Source organism: Kribbella sp. NPDC056861, from assembly GCF_040687575.1.
In the GTDB taxonomy this organism is placed as follows: domain Bacteria; phylum Actinomycetota; class Actinomycetes; order Propionibacteriales; family Kribbellaceae; genus Kribbella.
This window is the reverse complement of record NZ_JBFBNQ010000001.1, coordinates 1,033,004-1,050,696: the sequence shown is the minus strand read 5'-3', so window position 1 is coordinate 1,050,696 and position 17,693 is coordinate 1,033,004. Positions and strand designations below refer to the sequence as shown.

Genomic DNA, 17,693 nt, shown 5'->3' with positions numbered 1-17,693 from the left:
ACTGTGATGGTCCGGTGACCACTGGTGAGGTTTGCTGAGCGGCAGCGCCGCCCCCGCCCAGCCGAAGGAACTTCATGCGAAGAGTTGCTGTCTCCCTGGCCAGCCTGGCCACCGTCGCGATTGCCGTCGCCGGCTTCGCCCCAGGCCCGTCAGCAGCCGTGCCCCCGGCACCTGTCGACAACAGGCCCTCCTACTACTCGCTCAAGCTGCCCGCCGGGCTGACTGCTGCCGACCTGATTCGGGACGGCTACGACATCACCCACGGCCACGCTGCCCGCCCCACGCTCGTCGCGACTCCTGCCGAGGCCAACCGCCTCCGTGGCCGCGGTGTGATCGTCGGCAAGACCGGCACCGTCTACCAGCCGGTCGACCGCTCCACAGCAGCCGCAGCCGGTACTACGTACTACGGCGGCTATCACACGACTGCAGGACACGAGCAGCACAACGCGGCGGTAACAGCCGCACACCCGGACCTGGTGAAGCTGTACGACATCGGCGACTCCTGGAAGAAGACCAAGGGCCAGGGTGGGCACGACATCCAGGCTTTGTGCATCAGCAAGCGTGCTGCTGGCGACTGTGCCTTGAACAGCACCGGCAAGAAGCCGAAGTTCGTGCTGCACACCCAGATCCACGCGCGCGAGATCGCGACCGGTGAGATCGCGTACCAGTGGATCGATCTGCTGGTCACGTCGTACGGGTCGGATCCGGCGATCACCTCGTTGCTGGACACCCGCGAGCTGTGGGTGATCCCGATCGCGAATCCCGACGGTGTCGACGTGGTCGCGACGAACCCGAGCGAGCCGGTGATGCAGCGCAAGAACGTCGACAACACCAAGGGCGGCTGCCCGGTGGCCGACGCCGGCGTCGACCTGAACCGGAACTCGAGCTTCCAGTGGGACGTGCAACAGGGCGGTCCGTGCGACGAGACCTATCCCGGGCCGAAGGCGGTGTCCGAGCCGGAGACCGTCGCGGTCCAAGGGCTGCTGGACAAGATCTTCCGGGACACCAAGGGCGCGGTGGGGGAGCCGGCCGCGGCCGACACCACCGGCGTGTTCCTGACGCTGCACAGTTTCGGCAACGACATCCTGGCGCCGTACGGGTACACCAACACGGCCGCGCCGAACCGCGCCGCACTGGTTGCCTTGGGCAAGAAGATGGGGGCGTTGAACGGGTATCCGGTCTCGACCGGTGACGGCGGGGTCGGGTACTTCGCGCCGGGTGCGACCGACGACTGGCTGTACGGGACCCGCGGCGTGCCGTCGTACACGTTCGAGATCGGGCCGGACTCGGGGAGTTGCGGCGGCTTCTTCCCGGCGTACAGCTGTTTCTCGAGCACGTTGTGGCCGGCCCAGAAACAGGCCCTGCTGTACGCCGCCCGCGCGGCGGCGACGCCGTACGGGAAGCTTCCGTAGGCTCCTTACCCGCGGGTAACACGATCGGCTATGGTCGTCCGCATGAGCAGACGGAGCAAGAGCACCACCGGGCTGGCCGTGATGTTCGGCGTGATGGGGGTGCTGCACTTCGTGCGGCCGGAGCCGTTCGAGAAGATCGTGCCGCGGCAGCTGCCGCGCAAGAAAGAGCTCGTCTACGCCTCCGGTGTGGCCGAGATCGCCTGCGCGGCGGGGCTGCTGCACCCGCGGACGCGACGGGCGGCCGGGCTGGCCAGTGTGGGCCTGCTGGCCGCCGTCTTCCCGGCGAACGTGCAAATGGCGCTCGACCTGAACCGGAAGGGATCACCGCGGGCCAAGGCGATCGGATTCGCCCGGCTGCCGCTGCAGATCCCGATGATCCGGGCGGCGCTGAAGGCATCCCGCGAAGGCAGCTAGAGGGGGCCTGTGGAAAGGTGGTGAGATTGCTACCGGCGGCCGGATATCCTCTTTGCTGTCAGTAGTTCTTCCACCACCTGTTCACTTGCTTGGAGATTCCCGTGATTCTGCGCATGTCGTCGCTGTTCCTTCGCACCCTTCGCGAGGACCCGGCGGACGCGGAGGTCCCGAGCCACCGGCTGCTGGTCCGGGCCGGCTACATCCGTCGTGCCGCGCCCGGTGTCTACACCTGGCTGCCGCTCGGGCTGAAGGTGCTGCGCAAGGTCGAGTCGATCGTGCGCGAGGAGATGGACGCGATCGGCGCCCAGGAGCTGGTCTTCCCGTCGCTGCTGCCCCGCGAGCCCTACGAGGCGACCGGCCGCTGGACGGAGTACGGACCGAACCTGTTCCGGCTGAAGGACCGCAAGGGCGCCGACATGCTGCTCGGGCCCACGCACGAGGAGATGTTCACCCTCGTCGTGAAGGACCTGTACTCGTCGTACAAGGATCTGCCGCTGTCGATCTACCAGATCCAGAACAAGTACCGCGACGAGGCGCGGCCGCGGGCCGGCGTGCTGCGCGGGCGTGAGTTCGTGATGAAGGACTCGTACTCGTTCGACATCGACCAGGACGGGCTGCAGGCGTCGTACGACCTGCACCGGCAGGCGTACATCAAGATCTTCGACCGGCTCGGCTTCGACTACGTGATCGTGAAGGCGATGTCGGGCGCGATGGGCGGCTCGGCGTCGGAGGAGTTCCTGGCGATCGCCGAGAACGGCGAGGACACCTTCGTCCGCTCCGCCGGTGGTTACGCGGCGAACGTCGAGGCCGTGCTGGTGCCGCAGTCACCGGCCCTGGACGCTTCCGGTGTGCCCGCCGCCGAGGTGGTCGACACTCCGGACACGCCGACCATCGACACCCTGGTCGAGGTGCTGAACGCGAAGCACGCCCGCCCGGACGGTCGCGCGTGGACCGCGGCGGACACGCTGAAGAACGTGATCGTGATGCTGGTCAACCCCGACGGCACCCGCGAGCCGCTGGCGATCGGCGTACCGGGCGACCGGAACCTCGACGAGAAGCGGCTGGGCGCGCAGGTCGAGCCCGCCGAGGTCGTCGCCTTCGACGAGGCCGACTTCGAGAAGAACCCGGCGCTGGCCAAGGGGTACATCGGTCCCGGTGTGCTCGGGTCGGAGAACTCGTCGAAGATCCGCTACCTGCTCGACCCCCGGGTCGCCGAGGGTTCGGCGTGGGTGACCGGCGCGGACAAGACCGGGTACCACGTGCTCAACCTGGTGCACGGTCGCGACTTCACCGCCGACGGCACGATCCAGGCGGCCGAGGTGCGCGACGGTGACGAGGCGCCTGATGGTTCGGGTCCGCTGTCGTCGGCGCGCGGGATCGAGATGGGACACATCTTCCAGCTCGGCAAGAAGTACGCCGAGGCGCTGGACCTCAAGGTGCTCGACCAGAACGGCAAGCTCGTGACCGTCACCATGGGCTCCTACGGTGTCGGCGTGACGCGTGCTGTCGCTGCGATCGCCGAGGGGAACCACGACGAGTTCGGTCTGATCTGGCCGCGCGAGATCGCGCCCGCCGATGTGCACTTGATTGCTACCGGCAAGGACCCTGAGCTGTTCGCCAAGGCGGCGTCGATCGCTGCCGAGCTGGAAGGGCGGGGGCTGTCGGTGATCTACGACGACCGGGAGAAGGTCTCTCCCGGGGTGAAGTTCAAGGACGCCGAGCTGCTCGGGGTCCCCACGATCGCTGTGGTGGGCAAGGGGCTTGCCGACGGGACGATCGAGGTCAAGGACCGTCGCTCGGGCGAGCGCTCCGATGTCGCGGTCGGCGAGGTTGTTGATCATCTGGTGGCTGTCGTTCGCGGCTGATGCTTTTCGACCGCCGCTCTCACCTTCGGGTGGGGGCGGCGGTTTTGTTTTGTGGGGTACTGCGTCCCGCGCGCCCGGCGCGGCTCGCTCCTGCGTCGCTCGCTGCTCTGGGTGCTCCCGCCCGCCCGTGAAGCCGCTCCTTCGTCGCGCGAGTGCGACTGCGTGGTGGTCGCGATGCGCGATCTGCACGCGGCTGGGGCAGTCCGTTGCTGCTTGCCAGGGTCGGGCGACGCGCAGCACGGTGGTGGCTAACCGATCTGTTCGATCGGCAGGTGACTGGGCTTGACGCAGTGATGCCTGGCTAGTCGCACATGCTCAGCAGGCAACGACCCCGCCCACACTCACCACAACATCACCCCAGCAACTTACCCCTCGCCGCGGGCCTCTATCTGGATCAACGTCTGCTGCCCCGTAGCCACCAGCGACCGCTTCGCCCCCACCACCCCATAAACCTCCAGCCGGCAAACACTCAGCGTCCGCCCCGCCTTCAGCACCTCACCCACCGCCTCCAAATACTCACCTTCAGCCGGTGACAGCAAATTGATCTTGTACTCCACCGTCAGCACCGAAGTCCCCTCGGGAAACAGCGTGAAAGCCGCATACCCACCTGCGCTATCCGCAATAGAACTAGTAGCCCCAGCATGGAAATACCCATGCTGCTGCGTCACTTCAGGACGGCTCGGCAAAACAATGTGCACCCGCCCGGGCCCGATATGACTCAACCGGGCGCCAAGATGCGACATCAACCCCTGCAACTGGAAGCTCGTCCGGATCCGCTCCTGGACAGCAGGTTCAGCCTGCTCCAAAGTCCGCTCGTCCATCCAAGTCCCCTCCAAGAGCTGCAGTTGGCGGTCAGCCTCGCACCCAGACGGTCCAGCGCTCGACACGTAGGTAGGCGAGTCGTTCGTAGACCGGCTGGCCGTCGTCGCTGGCGATGAGAACGGCGGGCTGGTCCGGATGGTGGGTGGTAGCCGCCCAGGTGACCGAAGCGCCGGCGCCTCGACCTCGTGCGGCAGGCATCACGGCGACGTTCTCGACCACCGTCACCCCGGCCGCCGTGTGGGCCGTGGCGGTTGCCAGCGGTACGTCGCCGTCGTACCCGACGAAGACTGTTGACGGGCCGTCGAGGAACGAAGCGGAGTACAGGCTGCCGGGGGAGTAGGGCTGCAACTCAGGCAACGGATAGCCCTCGACCAGAACACGCTCGGCGTCTTCCAACCCGGCGGCAGTGGTCACCCGCCGGATCTCCAGCGACGTGGCTGGTGGAGTGGTCGCAGTACCGGGGAGGCGGAGCATGAGTGGTGGGTGCCCGGCCAGGCCGAGACCGTGGGGGCGGAGGTCGCCGGTCGGCCAGGGGCTGACGTACAGGTAGGGGACCGACGGCGGGAAGAGCGCGGCGACCTCGGTGAGGATCGCGTTGGGGTCGACGGGTTGTTTGGCGACGACCCAGTTCGTGATCGAGCCGCGGTCGGCGACGATGCCGCCGGCCCAGGAGTCGCCGTCGTGCCAGGGGCGGCCGGCGCGTTGGGCGGCGTCGACTGCCCAGGAGGCGTGCGCCAGGACTGCCTGGCGGACCAGCGAGTCAGCGGCTGGGAGTTCGGGCTCCCAGCCGGTTGCGAGGTGCTCGCCCTCGGGCGGCAGGATCGATGAGCCCATCGGATCACTGTGGCACTCGCCACGCCGTTCTGTCAGCTGTAAGGGTAGAGCGGGATAATGGCCTTACGGGAGGATTCAGGGGTGCCTGACGTTTCGCTCCTGACCATCCTGTTGCTGGTGCTCGCTGCTTTCGCGGCGGGCTGGATCGACGCGGTGGTGGGCGGCGGCGGGCTGATCCAGTTGCCGGCCATGTTGCTCGGGCTGCCGAACGCCTCGCCCGCCCAGATCCTGTCCACCAACAAGATCTCCTCGTTGTTCGGTACGGCGACCAGCGCCGTCACGTTCGGGATCAAGGTGCGGCCGGATCGCCGGACCGTGCTGCCGCTGGCCGGGCTGGCCGCGATCGGGGCGGCCGGTGGGGCGGTGGTGGCGACCAGGATCCCGATGGCGTGGTTCAAGCCGATCGTGCTGGTGCTGCTGATCGGCGTCGCGATCTACACCTGGGTCAAGCCTGATCTCGGGTCGGCGACCATCCTGCGGTTCGACGGCCGGGCGCACTATCTCGCCGCCGGTGGGGTCGGGCTGCTGATCGGGTTCTACGACGGGGCGGTCGGGCCGGGGACCGGCTCGTTCCTGATCTTCGCGCTGGTCGGGTTGATGGGCTACAACTTCCTCCGGGCCAGTGCCAAGGCCAAGATCGCGAACGTCGCCACCAACCTCGCCGCGATCGCCGTCTTCGCCGTGCACGGCGCTCCGCTGTGGCGGCTCGGGCTGATCATGGGGCTGGCGAACATGGTCGGCGGCCTGCTCGGCGCCCGGACCGCGGTGGCTCGTGGTTCGCGCTTCGTCCGGGTGATCTTCCTGGTGGTCGTCTCGGCGCTCATCCTGCGGCTGGGGTACGACGTCTTCGTCGGCTGATGCCCTACCGTGAGCGGCGAGCGTCGTCTCGTTGAGCTCTTGCGCCGAGGCGCTGACAGAAGGTAGGCGGCAACGGATGGAGCGGCTGCGGTTTCGCGTGCTCGGGCCGACCGAGGTCCGGGTGGACGACGTGCTCGTCCCGTTGGGCGCCAAGCGGCTCCGCGCCTTGCTGACGGCCTTGCTCGTCGACGCGAACCGGGTAGTAACGCCGGAGACCCTCATGGAGGCGCTGTGGCCGGACCAGCCACCGGCCGGACCCGAGCGCGCGTTGCACACCGCGGTCTCCAGACTCCGTACTGCGCTGGGCACGGCCGCCGAGTCGATCCGCACAGTCTCGGGCGGCTACCTGATCGAGCTCACGACTGACCAACTCGACCTGACCGAGTTCCGGGCACTGCTCGAGCAGGCAGACAGTCTCGACGATCCCCGCGAACGTCGGCAGATCCTCACCCAAGCCGTCGACCTGTGGCGGGACGTCCCGCTGGCCGGTGACAGTGCGGCCGAATCGCTGCGCGGCCGGCCCTGGCTGATGCTCGATCGGCTGCGCGCGATGGAGCAACTTGTCGACGCCCGCCTCGCGCTCGGCGAACACGCGGATCTCCTGGCCGAGCTGACCATCCTGATCAGGGCACATCCCCTCCGCGAACGGCTGTGGGTGCAGCTGATGCTCGCCCTGTACCGCAGCGGGAGGCAGGCCGATGCGCTCGCGGCGTACCGCGAACTGACGGCTGTGCTCGCCGAGGAGTTGGGCGTCGAGCCTGCGGCCGAAGTACGGAGTCTGCATCAGGCGATCCTGACCGGCGAGGTCCCGGCGGCAGACCAGCCGCCGCCGGCCGACGAGGCGCCTGCTGAAGGCTGGCAGAAGCATTGGCAACTGCCTGCGGACCTCAGCGACTTCGTCGGTCGCGAAAAGACGATCGCCGACATCTACGGGCGGCTGCGCGAGGCCACGGCGATGCCGGTGGTGGTCGTCTCGGGTCTGCCGGGAGTCGGGAAATCCGCGCTCGCGGTCCGGGTCGGCCACCAGTTGCGGGCCGACTTCCCCGACGGGCAGTGGCACGTACGCCTGGCCGGCGCGAGTGGCTCGCCCCGGGACCCCCGGGATGTCCTCGGCGAACTGCTTGCGCTGGCGGGAATCGACCCGTACGACCTGCCCGCCGAGCTCGATCCCCGAGCGGCTCTGCTACGCAGCACACTCGCGGACCGCCGGGTGCTCCTCGTACTCGACGACGCCCGCGACACCCATCAGGTCCGTTCACTCCTGCCCGGTACTGCGGGCAACGCCGTCTTCGTCACCAGCCGCAACGACCTCGTCGGCCTGTCGGTGGCAATCGGGGCCCGGCACACCAGGCTCGGGATCCTCGACCCGCTGGAGTCCACCGACCTGCTCGGCGGAATGCTCGGCACCGAGCGGGTCGCCGCCGAGCCTGCGGCGGCCACCGACCTGGCGGAGCTGTGCGATCACCTCCCACTCGCTCTCCGGATCGCGGCCGGTCTGCTGGCGGCCCGCCCGGAGCAGTCGCTGGCGGACTTCGCCGACGAACTCCGCGCCGGTGACCGACTGACGGCACTGGCGATCAGCGGTGAACCGGACACGGCGGTCGCGGCCGCCTTCGCGCTGTCCTACGAATCGCTCCCTCCGCTTCCGCGCCGACTGTTCGCCCTGCTCGGAGTGGTCCCCGGCAGCGACCTGACCGCACCGGCCGCAGCCGCATTGTTCGGCTGCACTCCGCGGGAGGTCGGTCCATTGCTGGATACCCTCACCAGCGCCAATCTCCTGCAACGCGAACGCAGCCGCTATCGCATGCACGACCTCATCCGCCTGTATTCGGTCGGCCGCGCGGAGGTCGAGCCCGGCGCCGATGCAGCATGGGAGCGACTGGCGAACTGGTACCTCGTGACCACCGACGCCGCGGTCGACTTCGCCCATCGGCCCTACATCCGGATGGCCGGCCAGTTGTTCGAGGAGAACCCGTTCCACAACGCGAATCAGGCCGCCGCGTGGCTGGCTGTCGAAGAGGACAATCTCGTCGCCTGCATCGTGCGGGCCGCCGAGATCGGACCCCATGACCTCGCCTGGCGACTGCCCGACGTCCTGCGGCACTACTTCAACCTCGGTGACGGGCTGGCGAACTGGCGGCGGGCGATCGAGGCCGGACTGCGTGCCGCCCAGCTGACCGGCGACCGCACCGGGGAGGGGCTGATGCAGCACAGCCTCGGCGTGCTGCACGGGAACGCCGGTGACAACCTGGCCGCGATCGCCGCGCTGACCGTGGCCAGTGAGTGCTACGCCGAGATCGGCTTCCGCCTCGGTGAAGCGGCTCTGCTGTGCAATCTCGGCATCGGCCACGACGACCTGGGTGAATCGGTGCGCGCGCTGGACCTGCTGGAGCGCGGGATCAGTCTGTTCCGGTCGCTCGGGCAGACGGTCGCGATGGGCCCGGCGCTTCATGCCCTGAGCAACGTCGCGTACAACCTCGGCGAGCTGAAGAAGGCAGTGGCGGCCGCGGACGAGGCGATCGCGGTCGCCCCCGATCCCTATCCGCGGCACATCGCTTTGATCAATCGCGGCGCGGCGTTCCGGTTGCTGGGCGACCTCGGGCAGGCCGAGGCTGACTTGACCGAAGCGCTCGGGCTGATTCCGGACGTCAAGCTCGCGATCCACTACGAGATCGCCTTGCTGTACGCCGATCTCGGCCGGTTCGACGAGGCGGCCGCGCATGCCGGGACCGCGGTGGACTTCGGCCGGTTGCACGGGCAGGAGTGGCACGAGGCGGCCGGTCTCAACGCGCTCGGGACGGCTCGTCTCGGGCAAGGCCGGAGTGACGAGGCTGCCCTGCAGCACACGACGGCGCGCGATATCGCAGTACGGCTCAGTCAGCGGGCGACTGAGGCGGAGGCGTGTCTGGGCCTGGCCGCGGTCGCTCTGAGCCGCGAAGAGCTGAACGGCGCGGTGGCGGAAGGGCGCAAGGCGCAGGCCATCGCTGGTGAACTGCAGCTGAGGATCGTCGAATGCCGCGCGGCGCTGCTGCTCGCCGACGCGCACAGCCGGGCGGGCGACCCGCACGAGGCCGAACGCCTCACAGCGCGGGCAGCCGAGATCACAGCCGAGACCGGCTACGCTCCCGCCGCTGCTCCCGCCGCTGCTCCCGCCGCTGCTCCCGCCGCTGCTCCCGCCGCTGCTCCCGCCGCTGGTCCCGCGCCTCGGATATGACCGCTTCTCGACCTGATTTCGCTTACGGTTACGTCCTGCCCTAGCGCGCGGGAGGTGGGCGACAACGTATGGAGCGGCTGCGGTTTCGCGTGTTCGGGCCGACCGAGGTCCGGGTGGACGGCGTGGTCGTACCCCTGCGCGCCAAGCAGCTGCGGGCGTTGCTCACCGCTCTTCTGATCGAGGCGAATCGCGTGGTCGCGCCCGAGACGCTGATCGAGGCGTTGTGGGGCGGCGAACCGCCGGCGGGTCCCGAGCGCGCTCTGCACACGTCACTCTCCAGGCTGCGAGCGGCGCTCGGACCGGCGGCTGACTCGCTGCGCACCGTGCCCGGCGGTTATCTGATCGAGGTTGCCGAGGATCAGCTCGACCTGGCCGAGTTCCAGGCACTGGTCGAGCGAGCAGACGCTGTCGACGATCCCCGGGAACGCAAGCGCATACTCACCCAGGCACTGGACCTGTGGCGAGAGGTTCCACTGGCCGGCGACACCGCGGCCGAGTCGCTGCAAGGGCGGCCGTGGCTGGTGCTCGATCGGCTGCGCGCCATGGAGAAGCTGGTCGAGGCACGGTTAACCCTTGGCGAGCACACCAGCCTGATCGGCGAACTGACGGTCCTGACCAAGGAACACCCGCTACGGGAACGCGTCTGGGTGCACCTGATGCTCGCGCTCTATCGCAGCGGCAGGCAGGCCGAGGCGCTGGCGGCGTACCGCGAATTGACGGCTGTGCTCGCCGAGGAGCTAGGAGTTGAGCCTGCGGCCGAAGTACGGGCTCTGCATCAGGCGATCCTGACCGGCGAGGTGCCGGCGGTCGGCCAGGAGCCGGCAACAGCTGACCACGCGTCGGCGGGTGGCTGGCGCAGGCATTGGCAGTTGCCGATGGACCTGAGTGACTTCGTCGGCCGCGAGCAGGTGATCGAGGAGATCAGCGCGCGGCTGCTCGATCCTCAGGCGATGCCGGTCGTGGTCGTCTCCGGCGCGCCGGGCGTCGGGAAGTCGGCGCTCGCCGTTCGCCTCGGTCACTGGTTGCGGGACCACTTTCCCGACGGGCACTGGCATGTCCGCCTCGCGGGCGCCAGCGGTACGCCGAGGGAGCCGCTCGACGTACTCGGCGAAATGCTCGGCCTGGCCGGGGTCGACGCCCAGGAGATCCCTGCCGAGCTGGATGCCAGGGCAGCGCTGGTGCGATCCACCCTGGCCGATCGGCGCGTTCTCCTGGTGCTCGACGACGCACGAGATGCGCGACAGGTCCGCCCCCTCCTCCCCGGTACCGCGGGCAACGCCGTCCTCGTCACCAGTCGCAATGACCTCACCGGTCTGTCGGTCACGGTCGGCGCCCGGGGGACCCGCCTCACGATGCTCGAACCTGTCGAGGCCACCGACCTCCTCGCGGGCATGCTCGGCGCCGATCGGGTCGCAGTCGAACCGGCCGCGGCCGTCGAGTTGGCTGAACTCTGCGGGCATCTCCCGCTGGCGCTGCGAATCGCGGCCGGTCTGCTCGCCGCCCACCCGGACAAGTCCGTCGCGGAGTACGCCGAAGAGCTCCGGACCGGCGATCGCCTGGCTGCCCTGGCGATCGGCGATGAACCGGATACGGCGGTCGCGGCCGCATTCGCGTTGTCCTACGAGTCCCTGCCGCCACTGCCACGTCAACTGTTTGCCTTGCTCGGCGTGGTTCCTGGCGGCGACCTCACTGCGCCTGCCGCGGCAGCGCTGCTCGGCTGCTCACCACGTGAGGTCGCCCCGCTGCTGGACGCGCTCACCAGCGTCAACCTGCTGCAGCGCGAGCACAGCCGGTACCGGATGCACGATCTCATCCGCCTGTACGCCGTCGGCCGGGCCGAGGTGGAGCCTGGTGCCGACGAGGCCTGGCAGCGGCTGTCGGACTGGTACCTGCGCACCGCCGATGCTGCTGTCGCCTTCGACTACCAGGCCCATGTCCGGCTGACCGGACGGCTGTTCGACGAGAACCCGTTCGACGACGCGACCCAGGCCAATTCGTGGCTTGCTGCCGAAGAACTGAACCTGATCGCCTGCATCGAGCGTGCTGCCGATCGCGGACCGAGCCAGGTCGCCTGGCAGATCGCCGACGTACTGCGGCAGTACTTCGCCAGGCTGCTCCGGATCGGGCCCTGGCGTCGCGCCGCGACGTCCGGCCTGCGCGCTGCGGTCGCGGCCGGTGACAAGGGCGGTGAGGGCGCGATGTTGCACAGCCTCGGAGTACTGCACTTCACCACCGGCTATCCGGCGGCCGCGATCGAGGACGAGACAGCGGGCTGCATTTGCTACGGAGAGGTCGATTTCGAGCTGGGTGAGGCAGCGCTGCTCTGCAATTTGGGGATGGCCTACAACGACCTCGGCGACATCACCGGTTGCGCCGATCTGCTGTTGCGTGGCGTGGAGCTCTTCCGATCGCTCGGCAAGACCGACGTGTCGCCTGCGGTCCACTGCCTGAGTGATGTCTACGCCGGCCTGGGTCAACTCGACGACGCGATCGCGACGGCCAACGAGGCCTGGGAGATCGGGCCCGAGCCGTACCAGCGCCATGTGACGCTGATCAATCGCGGCGCGGCGCTCCGGCTGCAGGGCAAGCTGGTCGGGGCCGAAACAGATCTGGTCGGAGCACTCGAGATGGTGGACCGGCCTGCCGTCGCCGGGTACTACGAGGTCGCCCGGCTGTACCTGGACCTCGGCCGCATCCCGGAGGCCGCCGAGCTGACCGAGATCGCAGTGGAGATCAGCCGTCGGGATGGACTGGAGTGGCATCAGGGCACGGCTCTCAACGTGCTCGGCGCCGTCCGGCTCGGCCAGCAGCGCGTGGATGAGGCGGTGCAGAGTCATCAGGAGGCGCTCGGCATCGCAGTACGGCTCAGTCATCGGGGGACCGAGGCCGAGTCTCGGCTTGGGCTGGCGGCTGCCGCGCTTGCTCGCAACGACCTGGCGATCGCGCTCGACGAGGGCAGCCAGGCGCTGGACCTGGCGACCGAGCTGGGACTGCGCATCGTGGAATGCAGGACCTCCCGGTTGCTCGCCGAGACGAATCGGCAGGCGGGCCAGGCAGCAGAGGCCGAGCGGTTCGCTGCCGCGGCAGCCGCGATAAAGGACAAGACCGGCTACGTTCCCGCCGCTAGGCTCGGGTGATGGTGGACTACGACGGTCGGCTTCATCAGGTCTACGCCGCGGGACGCTCGCTACCGGCAGACAGCCTGGACATCTGGATGGAGGTGGCCGCCGGAGTCGCTCCCGCCGAGCGACCGCTGACCGTCCTCGACCTGGGCTGCGGCACCGGGCGCTTCACTCCCGCGCTGGCCGAGACGTTCGGCGGACCCGTGTACGGCGTCGAGCCGTCGGCGGGCATGCGGGAGCAGGCGGCGCCGCATCCGGACGTGACCTATCTCGAAGGCTCCGCCGAGGCGGTCCCGTTGCCGGACGGGTCCTGCGATCTGGTCTGGCTGTTCCTGACGATCCATCACTGGACCGACCCGTTGCAGGGCTTCCGAGAGGTCAACCGAGTACTACGGCCAGGCGGCGCCGTCGTACTCCGGACCCAGTTCGGCGACCGGATGCCCGATCTCTACTGGTACAGGTACTTCCCGACCGCCCGCCAGGTCGACGCCGCGATGTACCTGCCGTTCGACGAGGTCCGGTCCCTGGCGTCGCAGGCCGGTCTGGTCGCCGACGAGGAACCACAGTGGGTCGAGGCGGCGGAGGTGCGGACGCGGCAGGCGCTGTACGAGCGACTGAAGCTGCGGGCGTTCTCGACCTTCGAGCACATCGACGCGGACGAGCTCGACCGCGGATTCGCCGAGTTCGAGCGGGACGCGGCGGCTGACCCCGACGGCGAGTTGCCGACCTTCCCGGCGGGCGTCCTGGTGCTCAGGCGACCGACTGACTGAGCCTCCGGTTGGTAGATACCACTCGCAGTACTGGTATTGCTGCGACAGATCGGATCTCAACGACTCAGCAGGGTAGTGGGTTACGAAACAACGAACTCCGGCATCTAAGGTGTGGCCCATGTCTGAGAACCTGGTGCTGCTCCCTGCCGTGGATGTGGCGGATGGGCAGGCTGTCCGTCTGGTGCAGGGCGAGGCCGGTAGCGAGACCTCGTACGGCGACCCGCTGACCGCCGCGATGGCCTGGCAGGAGGCCGGCGCCGACTGGATCCACCTGGTCGACCTGGACGCCGCGTTCGGTCGCGGCAGCAACCGTGAGCTGCTCGCGGAGGTGACCGGCAAGCTCGACGTACAGGTCGAGTTGTCCGGTGGGATCCGCGACGACGACTCCCTGGCAGCTGCGCTGGCCACCGGCGCGCGCCGGGTCAACATCGGTACCGCCGCGCTCGAGGACCCGGAGTGGTGCGACCGGATCATCGCGCAGTACGGCGATCGGGTCGCGATCGGCCTGGACGTCCGCGGCCGCACGCTGGCCGCGCGGGGCTGGACCAAGGAAGGCGGCGACCTCTACGAGGTGCTCGAGCGGCTCGAAACGGCCGGCTGCGAGCGGTACGTCGTCACCGACGTCACCAAGGACGGCATGCTGCAAGGCCCCAACCTGGACCTGTACCGCGACCTGTGCGCGCGGACCGAGAAGCCGATCGTGGCCTCCGGCGGCGTCTCCAGCCTGGACGACCTGCGCGCGCTGAGCACGCTGGTGAGCGACGGCGTCGAGGGCGTCATCGTCGGCAAGGCCCTGTACGCCGGCGCGTTCACCCTGACCGAGGCACTCGAACTCACCCGTGGAGGCGACAAGTGAGCCTGGCCGACAAGCTGGCAGGCAAGAAGGTCCTGGTCACCGGCATCACCGGATTCGTCGGTGAGGCGCTGCTGCACCGGATGATCGGTGATCTGCCCGGCACCACCGTGGTCGCGATCATCCGGCCGAAGGGGTCCCTCAAGGGCACCGACCGGATGGCGCAGATGCTCAAGAAGGACATCTTCAAGCCGTTCTACGGCGAGGGCACCCCGTACGCCGACGCCGCCGAGCTGACCGCCGCCCGGGTCGAGGTGGTCGAGGGCGACCTGTCCGACGTGCCGGCCCTGCCGAAGGATCTCGACATCGTGGTGCACTGCGCCGGCGACGTCTCCTTCGACCCGCCGATCCACGAGGCCTTCACCACCAACGTGCTGGGCACCAAGAGCCTGCTCGAGCGGATCGTCGAGGCGAGCGAGGGCCGCCCGGTCCACTACGTGCACATCTCCACCGCGTACACCGCCGGCCGTCGCCGCGGCGCGATCCCCGAGGCCCCGGTCGACCACAACGTCGACTGGCGGACCGAGGCCGAGGCCGGGATGGCGATGAAGTCCCGGATCGAGGAGACCTCGCGCAGCGCCGCGATGCTGATCCGGTTCCGCAAGGAGTCGGAGAAGCTGCACCGCCGCGCCGGTCACCTGACCGCGGCGGCCGACACCGAGCGCCGGCGTACCGAGTGGGTCGCGAAGAAGCTGATCGAGACCGGTACCGAGCGGGCTCGCTCGCTCGGCTGGACCGACTGCTACACCTTCACCAAGGCGCTCGGCGAGCGGGTCGTCGAGGAGTTCGCGTCCAAGCTGCCGACCTCGATCGTCCGCCCGGCCATCATCGAGTCCGCGGTGCAGAGCCCGCACCCGGGCTGGATCGAAGGCTTCAAGATGGCCGAGCCGCTGATCCTGGCCTACGGCCGCGGTGAGCTGCCGGAGTTCCCGGCCAGCCCCGACTCCGTGGTCGAGATCATCCCGGTCGACCACGTCGTCGGCGCGATCTGCGCCGTGATGGCCACCGAGCCGGAGCTGTCGAAGCCGGAGTACTACCACGTCAGCTCCGGCGCCCGGAACCCGCTGACCTTCGAGCAGCTGTACGCCGGAGTCCGGGCGTACTTCTCCAAGCACCCGTTCGACCTGGGCGAGCGCGGCGCGGTCCGGCTGCCGGTCTGGAAGTTCCCCGGCGGCGACTCGGTCGAGAGCATGCTGCGGTACGGCGAGAAGGCGCACAAGATCGCCGACTCGATCATCACCCACGTGCCGCGCGGCGAGCGGACCCGCAAGTACGCCCGCGAGCTCGACGTGCAGAAGCGCCGGATCGACTTCCTCCGCCGCTACATGGACCTGTACTCCGAGTACGCGCAGGCCGAGCTGCAGTTCATCGACGACAACGTTCTAGCCCTGCACAACGCGCTCGAAGGCGACGACCAGGAGAAGTTCTGGTGCGACACCTCGATCGTGGACTGGCAGCACTACCTGCAGGAAGTGCACTGCCCGAGCGTCACCGACTCGCTGCGCCGGCTCGACGTGGTCCGGAAGAAGCGGAACAAGTCGCTCGCCGAGACCGCAGGCACGCTGAAGAAGGTTCAGCCTTCCGACGACGCCGAGATCATCGCCGCGTTCGACATGGACGGCACGCTGCTGTCCTCGAACGTGATCGAGACCTACCTGTGGATGCGGCTGCCCGAACTGGACAGCCACCAGCGGGTCGGCGAGATCGGCGCGATGCTGCGCAAGCTGCCGAAGCTGATCTCGGCCGAGCGCAAGGACCGCGGCACCTTCCTGCGGACGATCTACCGCCGCTACCAGGGCGCGGAGCTGGAAGAGCTGAACCGGATCGTCGACGAGACGCTGGCCGGCCACGTGCTCGAGCGGCTCAGCGGCGCGGCCGTACGCCGGATCCGCGAGCACAAGGCGGCCGGTCACCGGACCATCCTGATCACCGGCGCGGTCCGGCCGTTGACCCGGCCGTTGGAGCCGTTGTTCGACGAGATCGTGGCGGCCGAGCTGGCCGTCGACGACCGTGGTCGCTGCACCGGCTACCTGACCGGGCCGCCGCTGGTCGGCGAGTCCCGGGCCGCGTGGATCAAGCACCGCGCCCGCGGTACGAACATCGATCTGTCCAAGTCGTTCGCGTACGCCGACAGCCACTCGGACCTGCCGATGCTGACCACCGTCGGCAACCCGGTCGCGGTCTCGCCGGACGTGTCGCTGTTCCGGGCCGCCCGGGCCGCGCGTTGGCAGATCGTCGACTGGAAGACACCCGCCACTTCTTCGCGTCTGGAGATCCCCGGGGTGAACGCCCGATGATGCTCGCCCTCGAGATGTACCGCTCACCGGCCAAGTTCCTTGCTGCCAAGGCGATGGGGAGCCGGATCCCGGCCATCCTGACCGGCCCGGCCGCGCCGCTGCGACTCGTCACGATCAACGAGCCGAAGGCCGACAAGGAAGGCTGGGCACGGATCCGGCCGATCCTGTCCGGCATCTGCGGCTCCGACCTGGGCATGGTCACCGGCCACACCAAGCTGTACTTCTCGGCGCTGGTGTCGCTGCCGTTCGTACCGGGTCACGAGGTCGTCGGCGAGCTGCTCGACGACTGCGAGGACCTGCCGAAGGGCACCCGGGTGGTGATGGACAGCGTCCTGACCTGCGCGGCGCGCGGCGTCGAACCCTGTGAGGGCTGCGCCGCCGGCCGGACCAACCTGTGCGACCGGATCACCGTCGGCCACGTCTCGCCTGGTCTGCAGACCGGCTTCTGCTCCGACACCGGTGGTGGCTGGGGCAACGTGATGGTCGCCCACCGCAGCCAGCTGTACGCCGTACCGGAGGGCCTTTCGGACGAGCGGGCTGTGCTGACCGAGCCGTTGTCCGGCGCGGTACACACTGCTCTTCGCGCCAAGGTCCAGCCGGGTCAGTCGGTCCTGGTCAGCGGCGCCGGCGCGGTCGGGTTGTTCGCGACCCTCGCGCTGCGTGAGCTGACCCAGGCCGGCCGGATCACGGTCGTCGCCAAGCACCCGAAGCAGCGCGAGCTGGCCCGGGCGTTCGGGGCGAGCGACGTGGTCGCGCCCGACGAGGTCTTCCGCGGAGTACGCCGGGCCACTGGCGCCTTCCGGCTGAAGCCCGAGCTGAACGCCAAGGAGTTCCTGCTCGGCGGGGTCGACGTCGCCGTCGACGCGGTCGGCAGCAAGGACTCGATCGACACCGTGCTGCGGGTCACCAAGGCCGGTGGCCGGGTGGTCCTGGCCGGGATGCCGTCGACGGGCGCGGACCTGTCGCCGGTGTGGTTCCGTGAGCTGGAGGTGACCGGCACGTACGCCTCCTCGCGCGGGGAGCCGAACGGCCGGCCCGCCTTCGAGACCGCGCTGGAGCTGGCCCAGAAGGCCCCGCTGGACGGGATCGTCGGGGCGAAGTACCCGCTCTACCGCTGGCGTGAGGCGCTCGACCACGCGCAGTCCGCCGGCCGGCTGGGCACCGTGAAGGTGGCCTTCGATGTGAGGGCCTCATGACCGCCGCTGTGATCGCTACCGCTGTTGCTGCACCGT

General features: G+C 69.1%; 12 protein-coding genes. 10 read left to right on the top strand and 2 right to left on the bottom strand.

Translation table 11 applies throughout. The features are described 5' to 3' along the window. Positions 1-74 precede the first annotated feature (74 nt). The 3 genes from AB0P21_RS04735 to AB0P21_RS04725 all read left to right on the top strand — a co-directional run bounded on the left by AB0P21_RS04735 (position 75) and on the right by AB0P21_RS04725 (position 3,691). Positions 75-1,412: a M14 family zinc carboxypeptidase gene (locus AB0P21_RS04735; protein ID WP_363693708.1), complete on the top strand. Its 1,338-nt coding sequence runs from the start codon at positions 75-77 to the stop codon at positions 1,410-1,412. A 42-nt stretch (positions 1,413-1,454) separates the two neighbouring features. Further along, positions 1,455-1,826: a DoxX family protein gene (locus AB0P21_RS04730; protein WP_363693707.1), complete on the top strand. Its 372-nt coding sequence runs from the start codon at positions 1,455-1,457 to the stop codon at positions 1,824-1,826. 101 nt (positions 1,827-1,927) lie between these two features. Next, positions 1,928-3,691: a proline--tRNA ligase gene (locus AB0P21_RS04725; protein ID WP_363693706.1), complete on the top strand. Its 1,764-nt coding sequence runs from the start codon at positions 1,928-1,930 to the stop codon at positions 3,689-3,691. A 365-nt stretch (positions 3,692-4,056) separates the two neighbouring features. Here AB0P21_RS04725 and AB0P21_RS04720 read toward each other — a convergent pair whose 3' ends face one another. Both AB0P21_RS04720 and AB0P21_RS04715 read right to left on the bottom strand, forming a co-directional pair. Continuing rightward, positions 4,057-4,512: a PaaI family thioesterase gene (locus AB0P21_RS04720; RefSeq protein ID WP_363693705.1), complete on the bottom strand. Its 456-nt coding sequence runs from the start codon at positions 4,510-4,512 to the stop codon at positions 4,057-4,059. Between the two features lie 31 nt (positions 4,513-4,543). Continuing rightward, positions 4,544-5,347 carry a GNAT family N-acetyltransferase gene (locus tag AB0P21_RS04715; protein ID WP_363693704.1) on the bottom strand — a complete coding sequence of 268 codons (804 nt, stop codon included), beginning with the start codon at positions 5,345-5,347 and terminating at the stop codon, positions 4,544-4,546. An 81-nt stretch (positions 5,348-5,428) separates the two neighbouring features. Here AB0P21_RS04715 and AB0P21_RS04710 point away from each other — a divergent pair, with 81 nt between their 5' ends. From AB0P21_RS04710 to AB0P21_RS04680, 7 genes are all read left to right on the top strand, one after another. Then, complete coding sequence (locus AB0P21_RS04710; protein WP_363693703.1) at positions 5,429-6,205, top strand: TSUP family transporter; 777 nt, start codon at positions 5,429-5,431, stop codon at positions 6,203-6,205. 76 nt (positions 6,206-6,281) lie between these two features. Next, complete coding sequence (locus AB0P21_RS04705; protein ID WP_363693702.1) at positions 6,282-9,419, top strand: BTAD domain-containing putative transcriptional regulator; 3,138 nt, start codon at positions 6,282-6,284, stop codon at positions 9,417-9,419. A gap of 68 nt (positions 9,420-9,487) precedes the next feature. Further along, entirely contained in the window at positions 9,488-12,556 is a 3,069-nt protein-coding gene (locus AB0P21_RS04700) for a BTAD domain-containing putative transcriptional regulator (protein WP_363693701.1), read from the top strand. Continuing rightward, a complete protein-coding gene (locus AB0P21_RS04695) occupies positions 12,556-13,311 on the top strand; it encodes a class I SAM-dependent methyltransferase (protein WP_363693700.1) in 756 nt (251 codons plus the stop codon). Before AB0P21_RS04700 ends, AB0P21_RS04695 begins: the two co-directional genes overlap by 1 nt. A gap of 118 nt (positions 13,312-13,429) precedes the next feature. Next, complete coding sequence (priA, locus tag AB0P21_RS04690; RefSeq protein ID WP_363693699.1) at positions 13,430-14,167, top strand: bifunctional 1-(5-phosphoribosyl)-5-((5-phosphoribosylamino)methylideneamino)imidazole-4-carboxamide isomerase/phosphoribosylanthranilate isomerase PriA; 738 nt, start codon at positions 13,430-13,432, stop codon at positions 14,165-14,167. Then, positions 14,164-16,461, top strand: coding sequence for an HAD-IB family hydrolase (locus AB0P21_RS04685; RefSeq protein ID WP_363693698.1), 2,298 nt, complete (start codon positions 14,164-14,166; stop codon positions 16,459-16,461). Before priA ends, AB0P21_RS04685 begins: the two co-directional genes overlap by 4 nt. Continuing rightward, positions 16,458-17,657 carry a zinc-binding dehydrogenase gene (locus AB0P21_RS04680; RefSeq protein ID WP_363693697.1) on the top strand — a complete coding sequence of 400 codons (1,200 nt, stop codon included), beginning with the start codon at positions 16,458-16,460 and terminating at the stop codon, positions 17,655-17,657. Before AB0P21_RS04685 ends, AB0P21_RS04680 begins: the two co-directional genes overlap by 4 nt. The last annotated feature ends 36 nt before the right edge of the window (positions 17,658-17,693 follow it).

Bases quoted from the DNA above. Each gene is read 5' to 3' on its own strand.
- priA (WP_363693699.1), top strand. From the start codon at position 13,430: ATGTCTGAGAACCTGGTGCTGCTCCCTGCCGTGGATGTGGCGGATGGG.
- AB0P21_RS04720 (WP_363693705.1), bottom strand. From the start codon at position 4,512: ATGGACGAGCGGACTTTGGAGCAGGCTGAACCTGCTGTCCAGGAGCGG.
- AB0P21_RS04715 (WP_363693704.1), bottom strand. From the start codon at position 5,347: ATGGGCTCATCGATCCTGCCGCCCGAGGGCGAGCACCTCGCAACCGGC.
- AB0P21_RS04680 (WP_363693697.1), top strand. From the start codon at position 16,458: ATGATGCTCGCCCTCGAGATGTACCGCTCACCGGCCAAGTTCCTTGCT.
- AB0P21_RS04730 (WP_363693707.1), top strand. From the start codon at position 1,455: ATGAGCAGACGGAGCAAGAGCACCACCGGGCTGGCCGTGATGTTCGGC.
- AB0P21_RS04695 (WP_363693700.1), top strand. From the start codon at position 12,556: ATGGTGGACTACGACGGTCGGCTTCATCAGGTCTACGCCGCGGGACGC.
- AB0P21_RS04700 (WP_363693701.1), top strand. From the start codon at position 9,488: ATGGAGCGGCTGCGGTTTCGCGTGTTCGGGCCGACCGAGGTCCGGGTG.
- AB0P21_RS04735 (WP_363693708.1), top strand. From the start codon at position 75: ATGCGAAGAGTTGCTGTCTCCCTGGCCAGCCTGGCCACCGTCGCGATT.
- AB0P21_RS04705 (WP_363693702.1), top strand. From the start codon at position 6,282: ATGGAGCGGCTGCGGTTTCGCGTGCTCGGGCCGACCGAGGTCCGGGTG.